We start from the raw sequence: 14,321 nt of genomic DNA on the forward strand, positions 1-14,321 counted from the left end.
TTTGCGTCGGTGCATGCAACATCCGATGCATTTCATTGGGCACCTGCCGTCCGGCAGCGAGCCGAAGGATCGAACCAAATGAGCAGGACACCGAAGCTGTTGCTCTAGCCATCCCGCCTGCGTCAAATCCGGCTGCTTCGCCTCGCGGCGCAGCCCTCCCGTTACCGAGCATTCCAGCATTTCGCCCCCGGAGAACGACCGTCTTTCCGGATCGGGCGAAAGGCCCCGTTGCGTCCGCACCATCCGTGCGGGCGCGGCGGATATCGGCGGCGCACGATCGGCGCCGCTGTCGACCGTTGTTGTTCGTGCCGTTCGATGTTCAACCGGAGGGGTAATTCAAATGAATCAGGTTGCAGACAAGAAACAAAAGCACATCCGCATCGTCAAGCTCGCCTTCGCCGCCGCAGCAGCCGCTACGTTCGGCATGACGGCCGTCCATGCCGCACCGGCCGCCGGCTGGACCGAGACGCGCACCAAGGGATTTCTGCCGCTCGTCCAGCAAGGCGAAAGCAGCAGTACCGCCGGCGCGCCGGCGGCAAGCACCGCGGCAGCCGCGGCAGCCGCGACCGAAATGGCGCCCGGTGAAACGGTCGACGTCGTGCTCGGCCTGAACCTGCGCAACGAGGCGCAACTCGACCAGTACCTGCGCGACCTGCATACGCCCGGCTCGCCGCACTACAGGCAGTTCCTCACGCCTGCGCAGTTCGCGGCGCAATACGCGCCGACCGACCAGCAGGTCGCGGCCGTCGTCGCGCACCTGCGCAAGGCCGGCTTCGTCGACATCGTGGTCGCGCCGAACCGCCTGCTCGTCTCCGCGTCCGGCACCGCGGCCACGATCAAGTCCGGGTTCCGCACCACGCTCAAGCGCTTCACGCGCAACGGCCGCAGCGTCTATGCGAACACCGATGCCGCGCAGGTGCCGAACGCGATCGGCGGCGTCGTCGGCGCGGTGCTCGGGCTGCAGAACGTCGAACTGATGCATACCGGCGCGGGCAGCAAGCCGCAAGGCAACACCAGTAACCTGACGATCCCCGCGGGCGCATCCGCGGTGCCGCACAACCCGACCGAGTTCTCGTCGCTCTACGGCGGCGACGGCACGCCGACGGCGTCGCAGACCACGGTCGGCATCATCTCCGAAGGCGATCTGTCGCAAACGGTCAGCGACCTCGATACGTTCGCCGCGAACAACGGTCTCGGCACGATCAGCAGCAGCATCGTGAAGACGGGCCCGTCCGGCAGTTCGTACACCGACACCGACGGCACCGTCGAATGGAATCTCGACAGCCAGTCGATCGTCGGCGCCGCCGGCGGCAGCGTGAAGCAGGTCGTGTTCTACGTGGCGCCGTCGATGACGCTCACGGCCATCACCGCCGCATACAACAAGGCGGTGAGCGACAACGTCGCGAAGGTCATCAACGTGTCGCTCGGCGTGTGCGAATCGTCGGCGAACAGCACCGGCTCGCAGGCGACCGACGACACCATCTTCAAGCAGGCCGTCGCGCAGGGGCAGACCTTCTCCGTATCGGCCGGCGACCACGGCGCATACGAATGCGCGAGCGGCACGCCGTCGCGCTCGACCTACACGGTGAGCGAGCCGGCGACGTCGCCGTACGTGATCGCGGTAGGCGGCACGACGCTGTTCACCAACACGTCGACCAACGCGTACAACAGCGAAGTCGTGTGGAACGATCCGAGCTGGCAGCCGGGCACCGTGTGGTCGACGGGCGGCGGCTACAGCAAGTACGAAGCCGCGCCGTCGTGGCAATCGTCGAGCCTCACCGGATCGACCAAGCGTGCATTGCCGGACGTCGGCTTCGACGCCGACCTGCGCACCGGCGCGATCCTCGTGGTGAACGGCCAGACGTCCAACACGCTGTGGGGGTCCGGCTACCTGAACAACGAAGGCGGCACGAGTCTCGCCGCACCGATCTTCACGGGCATCTGGGCGCGTCTGCAATCGGCGAACAACAACGCGCTCGGCTTCCCGGCGTCGAGCATCTACAAGTACTTCCCGAGCAACGCGGCGCTGCTGCACGACGTCACGTCCGGCAACAACGGCAGCGGTAGCTACGGTTACAACGCGAAAGCCGGCTGGGACGCGACGACGGGCTTCGGCAGCGTGAACATCTCGAAGCTGAACGCATTCATCAAGAGTACGTCGGATTTCGCGCGATGACGGCACGATGACCGGTGTTCCGGCCCACGGCCGGAACCGCCCCGCCGATACAGAAAACCCGCGACGGCCTCGCGGGTTTTTTTATTTCAGGCCGGTTCGTTGCTCCTTCATGCTTTCAGACCGCAAGGCACTCACATACTGTTACACAACATGGCGACACCTTCCGCACCCGTCGCGCGTTTATCTGAATATGAATCGATCGCGGAACAACAACCATGCGGACCCGATCTTCCCGTCCGCCTCTTTCTCAGGCCGATGCCCCGGCCCATGCACGGACGGTGCCGACACCGTGCTCGAGCCGGTCGCGTGCCTCGCATCCCCGCTTACGCCTCCACTGCATCGAACGAACGCCATGACCGCTGCCTCCGCACCTCGCCATCCCGTCAGGACGCTGATTGCGTCGTCCCTCATCGTGTCGCTGCTCGGGCTGTCGGCCTGTAACAGGAACGACAGCACGTCCACGCCGTCCGCACCGGCGAGCGATGCCGGCGCCGCGTCCGCGCCGCAGCCCGCGTCGGCACCGGTTGCGTACAAGCCGCCGAGCGCCGACCAGCTCTACCAGATGGTCGCGCCGATCGCGCTCTTTCCGGACAAGCTCGTCGCACTCGTGCTCGCGGGCGCCACGTACCCGGACCAGATCGCGGCCGCCAACACCTGGGTCGGGCAGAATCCGTCGTTGAAGGGGCAGGCACTCGCGACCGCCGCCGATACGCAGCCGTGGGATCCGTCCGTCAAGGCGCTGACCGCCTTCCCCGCGGTGCTCGCGCAAATGGCGTCGAACCCGGCATGGACGACCGCGCTCGGCCAGGCGTACTACAACGACCCGACCGACGTGATGAATGCGATCCAGGGGATGCGCCAGCGTGCGCAGGCATCGGGCCATCTGCGCTCGGGCAGCCAGTTGCACGTCACGCAGGTCGCACCGGCCGCGCCGGCCAACTACGCGCCGTCCGCCGACGCACCAGCGGTCTACAGCGGCCCGGCCGTCATCCCGCCGCCGGAGCAGGCCATCGAGATCGAGCCCGCGCAGCCGGACGTCGTCTACGTGCCGTCGTACAACCCGACCGTCGTCTATGGCGAACCCGTGTCGTCCTATCCCGGCTACGTGTACCAGCCGCCCGCCTACACCACCGGCGAAGCCGTGGCGGCCGGCGTGGTCACGTTCGGTATCGGCATTGCCGTGGGCGCCGCGATCTTCGGGCACCACGACTGGGGCTGGCACGCGTGGGGCATGAACTGGGGCGCGCCGCACCGGGGCGGCCCGGACCGGAACGAAGGCTGGCAGCGTCCGGCTGTGGTGTACAACCACACCACGTACGTGACGAAGTCGACCACGGTGGTCAACAACATCACCAACATCCGCAACACGCGCATCACGAACAACGACGGCGGCAACGTCACCAACAACAATACGTTCGAGCGCAACGGCATGCGGCCGGGCGCGGAGCCGCCGCGCGAACAGGCGATGCGGCCGTCTCCCGGCGCCGCGCCGATGACGATGCCGCACTTCGGTGCAAATGACGCACGCCCGGGTGCGCGGCCGGCGCCGAATGCGTTCGAGCAGAACCGCGCGAATGCGCCGCATGCCGATGCATCGGGTCCGCAGGCGCCCGGTGGCCCGATGCATGCTCAACAGGCGATGCAGCAGGAACGGGAGCAGGCGCAGCAGCGGAACGAAGCGCAGCAACAGCAGCAACAACGCAATGCGATGCAGCAGCACAACGACGCACGGCAGCAGCAGCAACGCGAGGAGATGCAGCAACACAACGAAGCTCAGCAGCAACAACGCAAGCAAATGCAGCAGCACAACGCGGCTCAACAGCAGCAACAACGCGCGGAGATGCAGCAGCACAACGAGGCTCAGCAACAGCAACAACGGGCCGAGATGCAGCAACGCAACGAGGCTCAACAGCAACAGCAGCGCAGGGAGATGCAGCCGCATGCCCAGCCGCAACCGCAGGAACACGCAGCACCGCAGCCACGACAACCCGAGCCTGCTCAGCATCACTCCGAGCAACCGCAACAGCAACACGACCCGCACGAACACCGTCCCGAGTGAACGGTAGCGGCCGCTACATGCGCGCGTGCAGTGTCGTCAGCGCATGTGGCGACGTCTCGTACATCAAGCACGAGACCGGCTCGTTCGGTAGCGCCCGACCGCGGGCATCCGGCAACGAAAGCACGCATCGCCGGATGCCCGCATCATCGCTCATAGCTGCGACTCGATCGGGAACAAGCCGAGAAACCACACTTCCATCCGCCGCGCCGCGGACACTTCCGGCTCGTGATCGAGCTCGGTCACCTCCCCGTCCGCGTCGGTCTGCATCCACTTGAGCCGCCCTTTCCCCGCCGGGTCAGTCCTCAACTCGACGCGCCACGCGATGCGATCGAGCCGCGGCTCCAGGTCCGTCGCAACTTCGGATGCGATCGCCGGACTCTCGCAATAAACACCGATCTCGGTGTTGAGGTTCAGCGAGCGCGGGTCGAGATTCATCGATCCGATGAAGATGCTCTTGCGGTCGAACACATACGTCTTCGCATGCAACGACGCGCGCGATGAACCGATGATGACCTGCTTCGAGATGCTCTTGTCGCCGGACGGCCGGCGCTCGTAAAGCCGCACGCCGGCCTCCACCAGATCGCGCCGATAACGCCGATAACCGGCATGCACGGCCGCGACGTCGGTCGATGCGAGCGAGTTCGTCAGGATCGTCACGCGTACGCCGCGCGCGGTGAGCGCATGCAGCCGTTCGACCATGTCCTTGCCCGGCACGAAATACGGCGACACGATCAGCAACTCGTGCTCGGGCCGCAACGCAAGCGCACGCAGCTGCGGCATCAGGTGCCCTTCGCTGTCCTTCGGCGCCCGCGCGATCTTCGCGGGATCGTCGTACAGCAGCGTTGCATGCCCCCATGAGAGCTCCGTGCCCTCGCCATGCACGATCTGGTCGAGCCGGTGCCGCGCCTCGAGCACGTACGGATTGTCTTCCATCGCCCGCAGGTAATCGCGCAATCGTTCGCGCTCCTGATCGAGTCCGCCCGGCGGCGCGTCATGCCCGACCAGCGCATTGACCGGATACGCATACGGCGAATTCCAGAACGCGTCGAATTCGTTCGAGATGTCGTTCACGACCGGGCCGTGCACGACGACGTCGAGATCGCCGAACTCCAGCATCGACGACGCGCCGAAGTACTCGTCGCCGATATTGCGCCCGCCGATGATCGCCGCCTGGTTGTCCGCGATCATCGCCTTGTTGTGCATGCGCCGATTGACGCGCGCGAATTCAAACACCGTGCCGATCTTCTTGAAGTGGCGTGTCGCCACCGGATTGAAGAGCCGGATCTCGATGTTCGGATGCGAACTGATCTCGAGCAGTTTTCGGTCGTCCGCGTTCGTCCCGAGATCGTCGAGCAGCACGCGCACGCGTACGCCGCGATCGGCCGCGCGCATGATCGCGTCCGCGAGTTCATGCCCGGTCAGGTCGTCGTGCCAGATGTAGTACTGGAGGTCCAGCGAACGGTCCGCGCGATCGGCGAGCAGCACGCGCGCATCGAGCGCATCGACCGGGTCGCGCAGCAGATGAAACGCGTCCTGCCCCGGATGCGCGGCGGCCTGCTGACGAAATGCCACGCCGAGGCGCGTGTTGCCGGTATCGGCGAATGCATGCGTCGGCGCACGGTCGGCCTGCGGCGGCAGGCTCGCGCACGCGGCAAGCATCAGCAACGACAGAATCGCACCCCACGAACGCAGCATGATCATGTTGGCCGCCCCTCACTGTCGGGCGAAGTCGGATTGTGTTTGTTCTGGCTGCCGGACGGAGCGCGGCGCTGGTCCACGATGCGCGCGCTGAACGGATCAGCGTGCGACCGGATCGCGCTACAGCATACTTCGATTGATATCGGGGCGGCACGCTTTCAGTGTTTCCCCGGTGGCAAAGATGCGACATGCGGCGCCGGCGCGAACGCATTCAATACGTTCGACACATTCGGGCGGCGCACACGAGAAAAAACCCGCGACGCCGTGCGGCATCGCGGGTTTCGCGGCTTCCCCGGACAACCATGGAAGCGAATCTGGTGGGCCCCCCGGGAGTCGAACCCGGCACCAACGAATTATGAGTTCGCTGCTCTAACCAAGCATGAGCTAGGGGCCCAGACGAGAAGCAAAGCGTGCTACACGCTGCCCCGGCAACGAGGCCGGGCCGGCATTGTAACAACAAAGACGACGAAAGGGACAAACGCCGCCGGTATCACACGGATACCGGCGGCGCTCGCAACCGAGACGCTGGAAATCAGTTCCCTTCGAGGAACGACTTCAGCTTGTCGGAACGGCTCGGGTGACGCAGCTTGCGCAGCGCCTTGGCCTCGATCTGACGGATCCGCTCGCGGGTGACGTCGAACTGCTTGCCGACTTCCTCGAGCGTGTGATCGGTGCTCATCTCGATACCGAAGCGCATCCGCAGCACCTTCGCCTCGCGCGGCGTCAGCGAATCGAGCACGTCCTTCACGACGTCGCGCATGCTTGCATGTAGCGCGGCATCCGCCGGCGCGACCGTGTTGTTGTCCTCGATGAAGTCGCCGAGATGGGAATCGTCGTCGTCACCGATCGGCGTTTCCATCGAGATCGGCTCCTTCGCGATCTTCATGATCTTGCGGATCTTGTCTTCCGGCATTTCCATCTTCTCGGCGAGCGTTGCCGGATCCGGTTCGAGACCGGTTTCCTGCAGGATCTGCCGCGAGATGCGGTTCATCTTGTTGATCGTTTCGATCATGTGAACCGGAATACGGATCGTACGCGCCTGGTCCGCGATCGAACGCGTGATGGCCTGACGGATCCACCACGTCGCATAGGTCGAGAACTTGTAGCCGCGACGGTATTCGAACTTGTCCACCGCCTTCATCAGGCCGATGTTGCCTTCCTGGATCAGGTCGAGGAACTGCAGGCCGCGGTTCGTGTACTTCTTCGCGATCGAGATCACGAGACGCAGGTTCGCCTCGGTCATTTCACGCTTCGCCTGACGCGCCTTCAGTTCGCCGGCCGCCATCTGGCGGTTGGTTTCCTTCAGGTCCTTCAGCGGCAGCACGACGCGCGCCTGCAGGTCGAGCAGGCGCTGCTGCTGTTCGCGGATCGCCGGAACGTTACGCGACAGCACCGCGCTGTACGAATGACCTTCGGCCGTGACCTTCTCGGCCCAGTCGAGATCCGTCTCGCTGCCGGGGAAGCGCGCGATGAATTCCGAACGCGGCATGCCGCACTTGTCGACGACGATGTGCAGGATCTGACGTTCGACCTGACGCACTTCGTCCACTTGCGCACGCAGCGTGTCGCACAGACGTTCGACGGTACGCGCGGTGAAGCGGATCGTCATCAGTTCGGTCTGGATCGTTTCCTGCGCCTTCAGGTAGGACTTCGACTTGTAGCCTTCCTTCTCGAACGCGCGGCGCATCTTGTCGAACCACTCGCTGATCTGCGAGAACTTGTCGAGCGACGCACGCTTGAGGGCTTCGAGTTGAGCGGCGTTGGCCGATGCCTGCGCGGCACCGTCGTCCTCCTCCTCTTCCTCTTCTTCCTCCTCCTCTTCGGCTTCCTCGTCCTCGTTCTCGATCGCTTCCGCTTCCTTCGCGGAGAAACCGTCCGTATCGGCGGAGTCCGAAGCATTCGGATCGAGCAGGCCGTCGACGAGCTCGTCGACGCGGATCTCTTCGTTCGCGACGCGCTCGGCCATCGCGAGGATGTCGGCGATCGTCGTCGGGCACGCGGAGATGGCCATCACCATGTGGCGCAGGCCGTCCTCGATCCGCTTCGCGATCTCGATTTCGCCTTCGCGCGTGAGCAGCTCGACCGTGCCCATTTCACGCATGTACATCCGGACCGGATCGGTCGTGCGACCGAATTCCGAATCGACGGTGGACAGCGCGACTTCCGCTTCCTCTTCGACTTCGTCGTCCGACGACGCGGCCGGCGCGTTGTCGTTCAGGAGCAGCGTTTCCGCGTCCGGTGCCTGCTCGTAAACCGCCACGCCCATGTCGTTGAACGTGCCGATGATGCCTTCGAGGGCTTCCGTCTCGGTGAAGTTGTCCGGCAGGTGGTCGTTGATTTCGGCATACGTGAGGAAGCCGCGCTCCTTGCCGAGCTTGATCAGCGCGCGCAGCTTCACGCGGCGCTCTTCGAGCTCCTCGGCCGTGCCGGGCGTGCTCGTCGCGAACGCTTCCTTCAGCAGCGCCTTTTCCTTGGCGCGACGATCGCGCACCTTGGATTTGCCCGGAGCAGCCACGGCTGCGGGCTGCTCGTCGCTCTGATTTGCGTCGTCATCGACGGATACTTCGTTCAGCTTTTTGGTCATGGAGTTCGCCGTACCGGCTATATCGACTCGCGGCTGCTGGACGACAGCCGGTTGAACCGTTGGTGCATGAGTAGTACGTACTGCCGTTTCGTCCGCAGCGGCAGTCGTGTCCCTTGCGCTTTTCGCACTTGCCCGCTTCGCCGCCGGCTGGGCCGGCCCGGAGTCGGGTCTGGCGGCAGCCCGTGTTCTGGCTGCCGGCGCCGGCGCAGCCTGAGCAGTGCCGGCCGCGGTTTTTTTTCCTGCAGGGGCTGACGTGGCTGAAGACGTTGTCCTGATGGAAGAAGCAGACTTGGCCGCTGTGACCTTCGTGGTCGGCTCCGTCGAGCCCTTGCCTGTTGCTTTCTTTCCGCCTGTCGTCTTTGCCATCGCGAATTTCGCCTCTGCTTAGAAAACAAACCGCTGGAAACCTTATATTATAGCACGCTGGGGAGCCCTCTCCTGGCGCCCCGGCCGCCTACAGCCCGAGCCGACGCTTCATGTCGGTTCGCTGCTGGTTCAATTCCGTCAATTCAGCCAGTTCCTCGGGTGTGAAAGTGGATTGCCGCGCCAGCCTGTCGAGCCGGTCGCAGCAAGCGTCATAGCGCATCTTGAGCACCGCTGCCTGCAGTTCCTCCCCCGCGATCCGTTCCTGTTCGCGCTGCCGCTCGGGCACCGTCTCGTCTTCCGGATTCTGTAACAGCAAGTCGCGGACGTTTTCATCATAGTCCAGAATTTCGCGGAAGATTTCCTCGTAAGTCGCCCCATTCGAGGATGTCCGCAGGACATCCGACAGCAGCCGGAACTCGGCGCCGTCGCCCAGCGCGCGCGCGTGATCGACGACCTCCGCGAACAGCTCGCCGATGCGGGGCAGCGCCCGCAGGGTCGCAATCTGCTCGTCGTCGAGTTGCGACGCGATGCGCGGATGCATGACGAGCGTGCGCAATGCCCGCTTTTCGCTGTCGGTCACGCGCCGCCGTTCGCTGCGCGCGGGCGCCTGGCGCGGCGGCGCAGCGATCCGCGAATCGACGTCGGACAGCCCGGCCACTTCCTCGAACGGGATATCGAGCCGGTCGGCGAACATGTGCATGATCTGCGCGCGCAACGCGTTCGCCGGCAGCGCCTGCAGCATCGGCTTCGCATCGAACAGCGCCTTCGCACGGCCTTCCGGCTGATCGAGCGCCTTGCCGGCAATTGCTTCGTTCAACAGAAATTGCGACAACGGCATCGCGCGCTCGACCTGCTCGGAGAACGCATCCGCGCCGAATTCGCGTACATAGCTGTCCGGATCATGCTCGGACGGCAGGAAAAGGAATCGGATCGTCCGGTTATCCGCCGCATGCGGCAGGCATGCCTCGAGCGCGCGACGCGCCGCACGCCGCCCGGCCGAGTCGCCGTCGAAGCTGAAGATGACCGTATCGGTCTGGCGCAGCAGCTTCTGTACGTGAATCGGCGTACACGCCGTGCCGAGCGTCGCGACCGCGTTCGGGAAGCCGAGCTGCGCGAGCGCGACGACGTCCATGTAGCCTTCGACGACCAGCACGTACTTGCGCTCGCGAATCGCGAGACGCGCCTCGAACAGCCCGTACAGTTCGCTGCCCTTGTTGAACAGCGGCGTTTCCGGCGAGTTCAGATACTTCGGCTCGCCGCTGCCGAGCACGCGGCCGCCGAACCCGATCACCTGCCCCTTCACGTTGCGGATCGGGAACATGATTCGCTCGCGAAACCGGTCATAGCGTCGCGCGACACCTTGCCCGTCGGTCTTCTCGCTGACGATCACGAGCCCCGATTCGACGAGCGAATCGTCACGGTAGTCCGGGAACGCGGTTTCGAGGTTCTGCCAGCCGTCTGGCGCATAACCGAGCCCGAAGCGCGCGGCGATCTCGCCGGTCAGGCCCCGGTTCTTCAGATACTGGATCGCGACCGTCGCGCCGCGCAATTGCTTGCGGTAGTAGTCGCACGCGGCCGACATCACGTCGGACAACGCAGTCGCGACCGACTTCGATACGGGCGCCGGATAATCGCCGCCGCCACCGCCTGCGCCCCCACCGCGCATCGACGGCTCGTGCGGCACGGTCAACCCGACCGATTGCGCGAGTTCCTGAACCGCTTCCGGGAACGTGAGACCTGCGTGCTCCATCAGGAAGCCGATCGCCGTGCCGTGGGCGCCGCAGCCGAAGCAGTGATAGAACTGCTTGGTCGGACTGACGGTAAACGACGGACTCTTCTCGTTGTGGAACGGGCACAGCCCCATGAAGTTCGCGCCGCCCTTCTTGAGCTGCACGTACCGGCCCACCACGTCGACGATATCGACGCGGTTCAGCAAATCCTGCAGGAACGAATGCGGAATCACCGTGGGATCGAGCGAAAAATAGACAATACGACGCCCCGGCGCACACGCATGCGGCGCGCCGGAAAGCGGGATTTACTTCGAAAGCGCGGCCTTGACCTGCGCGGAAACGGCCGTCATGTCGGCACGGCCGGCGAGCTTGCCCTTCAGCACGCCCATCACCTTGCCCATGTCCTGCGGGCCCGCCGCGCCCGTTGCCGCGACCGCGGCCTGGACTTCGGCAGCCACTTCGGCGTCCGACAACTGCGCGGGCATGTACGCGCCCAGCACGGTCAGTTCGGCCTGCTCCTTCGCGACGAGATCGTCGCGGCCCGCGGCCTCGAACTGGCTGATCGAATCCTTCCGCTGCTTGATCATCTTGTCGATCACGGCCGTGATGCCCGCGTCGTCGAGGGTTACGCGATCGTCGACTTCACGTTGCTTGATCGCGGCCATCAGCAGGCGAATCGTCGCCAGACGCTCGCTTTCCTTCGCGCGCATCGCGGCCTTCATGTCTTCGCTGATCTGCTCTTTCAAACTCATCTTGCACCCGGGATGGAAATGTGAGTTCGACGCCCACAAAAGGGCGTCAACACAAAAACCCGCTTGGGACTATGTCTCAAGCGGGTTGCTCGAATCCGGCATCGGCGATTCGCCCCGCGATCGTGACCGACCGTGCAGAATCGCCGGTGCGCCGCTCGGTGAATCGCGCGGCGCTCAATCGTTCAGTACAGCTTCTTCGGCAACGTTTGGCTGCGGATACGCTTGTAATGACGCTTCACCGCGGCAGCCTTCTTGCGCTTGCGTTCGGCGGTCGGCTTCTCGTAAAACTCGCGCGCACGAAGCTCGGTCAGCAGACCGTTCTTCTCGATCGTGCGCTTGAAGCGACGCATGGCGACTTCGAACGGCTCGTTCTCTTTAACGCGAATGATCGTCATGATCCGACACGAATAAAGGTTTGCAGGGAAGATTTACGAGTATAGCAGAGCACCGCACAAAGACATAAGGGACGGGTCCCGTCATCCACGGGCCGGCCGCCGTCACGCGCCGCGCGCGAACTCCGCCGCCGCCTGCCCGGCTGCCGTGCCGGACGCCCATGCCCACTGGAAGTTGTAGCCGCCGAGCCAGCCCGTCACGTCCACGGCTTCGCCGATGAAGAACAGCCCCGGCACCCGCGCGCTCATCATCGTCGCCGACGACAGTTCGCGCGTATCGACACCGCCCTTCGTCACCTCGGCCTTCTTGTAGCCCTCGGTGCCGTTCGGCGTCAGCGTCCAGCCGGACAGCGCATCGCCGATCTGGCGCAGCGTCTTGTCGGGCAGGTCCGCGAGCCGCGCATCGGCCGCGACGCGATGCGTGTCGAGCCACACGTGCGCGAGACGCGACGGCACCCAGTCCGCGAGCAACGAGCCGATCTGGCGCTTTGACGCGCGCTTCGCGTCGAGCAGTTCGGCCACTGCGTCGCGCTGCGGCAGCAGGTCGATGCGGATCGGGTCGCCGGACTGCCAGTAGCTGGAGATCTGCAAAATGCCGGGCCCCGACAGGCCGCGATGGGTCAGCAGCAGATCCTCGACGAATTCGCCGCCGCGCTTCCTGTCGCCGGTCGACACGCGCACCTCGAGCGACACGCCGGACAGCGCCGCGAACGGCGCCCAGTCCTGCTGCGCGAACGTGAGCGGCACGAGCGCGGGCCGCGTATCGACGAGCTTGTGGCCGAACTGCTTCGCGAGCCGGTAACCGAAGTCCGTCGCGCCGATCTTCGGGATCGACAGGCCGCCCGTCGCGACGACCAGCGCGCGCGCGCGAATCGGCCCCGCCTGCTGCGTGTCGAGCGTGAAGCCATCCTCCGGCGCGTGGCGCACCGCGTCCACGACCACGGGCCGGCGCCACGCGATGCCGCCCGCATCGCATTCGTGCTTCAGTACGTCGATGATCGCGTCGCTGCCGTGGTCGCAAAAGAGCTGGCCTTTGTGCTTTTCGTGCCAGGTGACGTGATGGCGCTTGAGCAGCCCGAGGAAGTCGCGCGGCGTATAGCGCGCGAGCGCCGAGCGCGCGAAATGAGGATTCGACGACAGGTAGTTGTCGGGGCCAGCGTACAGATTCGTGAAGTTGCAGCGGCCGCCGCCCGAGATACGGATTTTCTCGGCGAGCCGCGGCGCGTGGTCGATCAGCACCACGCGGCGGCCGAGTTGCCCGGCAACCGCGGCGCTCATCATCCCGGCGGCGCCCGCGCCGATCACGGCGATGTCATAGGTTTCCATGGCGCGGATTGTACCTGCCCGGCTTCGGGACCGGGCTGCCCGCGGCGGCAGGCCAGCCCTCGCCTGCTATAATTTCAGGTTACGTTGACCTTCCTGCGGCACGCCCGATACGGCGCGCCCTGCCCGCACCCATGCTCGTTCTCGGCATCGAAAGCTCCTGCGACGAAACCGGCCTCGCGCTCTACGACACGCAGCGCGGCCTGCTCGCGCACGCGCTCCATTCGCAGATCGCGATGCATCGCGAATACGGCGGCGTCGTGCCCGAGCTCGCCTCGCGCGACCACATCCGCCGCGCGCTGCCGCTGCTCGAGGAGGTGATGGCGCAAAGCGGCACGCACCGCGACGACATCGACGCGATCGCCTTCACGCAGGGCCCCGGCCTCGCCGGCGCACTGCTGGTCGGCGCGAGCATCGCGAATGCGCTCGCGCTCGCGTGGAACAAGCCGACCGTCGGCATCCATCACCTCGAAGGCCACCTGCTGTCGCCGCTGCTCGTCGACGAGCCGCCGCCGTTCCCGTTCATCGCGCTGCTCGTGTCGGGCGGCCATACGCAGCTGATGCGCGTGACCGACGTCGGTGTGTACGAGACACTCGGCGAGACGCTCGACGACGCGGCCGGCGAAGCGTTCGACAAGACCGCGAAACTGATCGGCCTCGGCTACCCGGGCGGCCCGGAAGTCTCGAAGCTCGCGGAAACGGGCACGCCGGGCGCCGTCGTGCTGCCGCGCCCGATGCTGCATTCCGGCGATCTCGACTTCAGCTTCAGCGGCCTGAAGACGGCCGTGCTCACCCAGATGAAGAAATTCGAGGCCGCGAAGCTCGAAGGCGACACGCTGGAGCGCGCGAAGGCCGACCTCGCGCGCGGCTTCGTCGATGCGGCCGTCGACGTGCTGGTCGCGAAGTCGCTCGCCGCGCTCAAGAAGACGAAGCTCAAGCGGCTCGTGGTCGCCGGCGGCGTCGGTGCGAACCGCCAGTTGCGCGCGGCGCTGTCGGCCGCCGCGACCAAGCGCAGCTTCGACGCGCACTATCCCGACCTCGCGCTCTGCACCGACAACGGCGCGATGATCGCGCTCGCCGGCGCGCTGCGGCTCGGCCGCTGGCCCGAGCAGGCAAGTGCCGACTACGCGTTCACGGTGAAACCGCGCTGGGATCTCGCGTCGCTCGCGCGCTGAGCCGCACAACGCGATAACCCCGCACCGGCACGCGCCGAAAAGCAAAAGGCCGCTCGTTCTCGAGCG

Annotated in this window: 9 protein-coding genes and 1 tRNA gene; 3 read left to right on the forward strand and 7 right to left on the reverse strand. The window is 65.5% G+C overall.

The features are described from left to right. Nucleotides 1–340: 340 nt before the first annotated feature. Nucleotides 341–2,176 carry a S53 family peptidase gene (locus BME24068_RS31915; RefSeq protein ID WP_096504059.1) on the forward strand — a complete coding sequence of 612 codons (1,836 nt, stop codon included), beginning with the start codon at nucleotides 341–343 and terminating at the stop codon, nucleotides 2,174–2,176. A gap of 352 nt (nucleotides 2,177–2,528) precedes the next feature. Further along, on the forward strand, nucleotides 2,529–4,235 hold the full coding sequence (locus BME24068_RS31920) for a DUF3300 domain-containing protein (RefSeq protein ID WP_174928470.1): 1,707 nt from the start codon (nucleotides 2,529–2,531) through the stop codon (nucleotides 4,233–4,235). Between the two features lie 150 nt (nucleotides 4,236–4,385). Here the strand turns inward: BME24068_RS31920 and BME24068_RS31925 are convergent, their stop codons facing one another. From BME24068_RS31925 to BME24068_RS31955, 7 genes are all read right to left on the reverse strand, one after another. Next, nucleotides 4,386–5,936 (reverse strand): phospholipase D family protein, encoded by a 1,551-nt coding sequence (locus BME24068_RS31925; protein ID WP_174928471.1) that lies wholly within the window; start codon nucleotides 5,934–5,936, stop codon nucleotides 4,386–4,388. A 312-nt stretch (nucleotides 5,937–6,248) separates the two neighbouring features. Continuing rightward, nucleotides 6,249–6,327 (reverse strand) — tRNA-Ile (locus BME24068_RS31930). Between the two features lie 138 nt (nucleotides 6,328–6,465). Continuing rightward, on the reverse strand, nucleotides 6,466–8,883 hold the full coding sequence (gene rpoD / locus BME24068_RS31935) for an RNA polymerase sigma factor RpoD (RefSeq protein ID WP_096504065.1): 2,418 nt from the start codon (nucleotides 8,881–8,883) through the stop codon (nucleotides 6,466–6,468). 88 nt (nucleotides 8,884–8,971) lie between these two features. Then, nucleotides 8,972–10,846 carry a DNA primase gene (gene dnaG / locus BME24068_RS31940; protein ID WP_096504067.1) on the reverse strand — a complete coding sequence of 625 codons (1,875 nt, stop codon included), beginning with the start codon at nucleotides 10,844–10,846 and terminating at the stop codon, nucleotides 8,972–8,974. Nucleotides 10,847–10,918: 72 nt separating this feature from the next. Further along, entirely contained in the window at nucleotides 10,919–11,365 is a 447-nt protein-coding gene (locus BME24068_RS31945) for a GatB/YqeY domain-containing protein (RefSeq protein WP_059524656.1), read from the reverse strand. A gap of 182 nt (nucleotides 11,366–11,547) precedes the next feature. Further along, complete coding sequence (rpsU, locus tag BME24068_RS31950) at nucleotides 11,548–11,760, reverse strand: 30S ribosomal protein S21 (protein WP_006479415.1); 213 nt, start codon at nucleotides 11,758–11,760, stop codon at nucleotides 11,548–11,550. Nucleotides 11,761–11,862: 102 nt separating this feature from the next. After that, on the reverse strand, nucleotides 11,863–13,092 hold the full coding sequence (locus tag BME24068_RS31955) for a BaiN/RdsA family NAD(P)/FAD-dependent oxidoreductase (RefSeq protein WP_279574104.1): 1,230 nt from the start codon (nucleotides 13,090–13,092) through the stop codon (nucleotides 11,863–11,865). A gap of 122 nt (nucleotides 13,093–13,214) precedes the next feature. Between BME24068_RS31955 and tsaD the strand changes: the two genes are divergently transcribed. Next, nucleotides 13,215–14,255 (forward strand): tRNA (adenosine(37)-N6)-threonylcarbamoyltransferase complex transferase subunit TsaD, encoded by a 1,041-nt coding sequence (gene tsaD / locus BME24068_RS31960; RefSeq protein ID WP_174928473.1) that lies wholly within the window; start codon nucleotides 13,215–13,217, stop codon nucleotides 14,253–14,255. Nucleotides 14,256–14,321: the final 66 nt, after the last annotated feature.

Source organism: Burkholderia anthina (assembly GCF_902498995.1).
Classification (GTDB): Bacteria; Pseudomonadota; Gammaproteobacteria; order Burkholderiales; family Burkholderiaceae; genus Burkholderia; species Burkholderia anthina.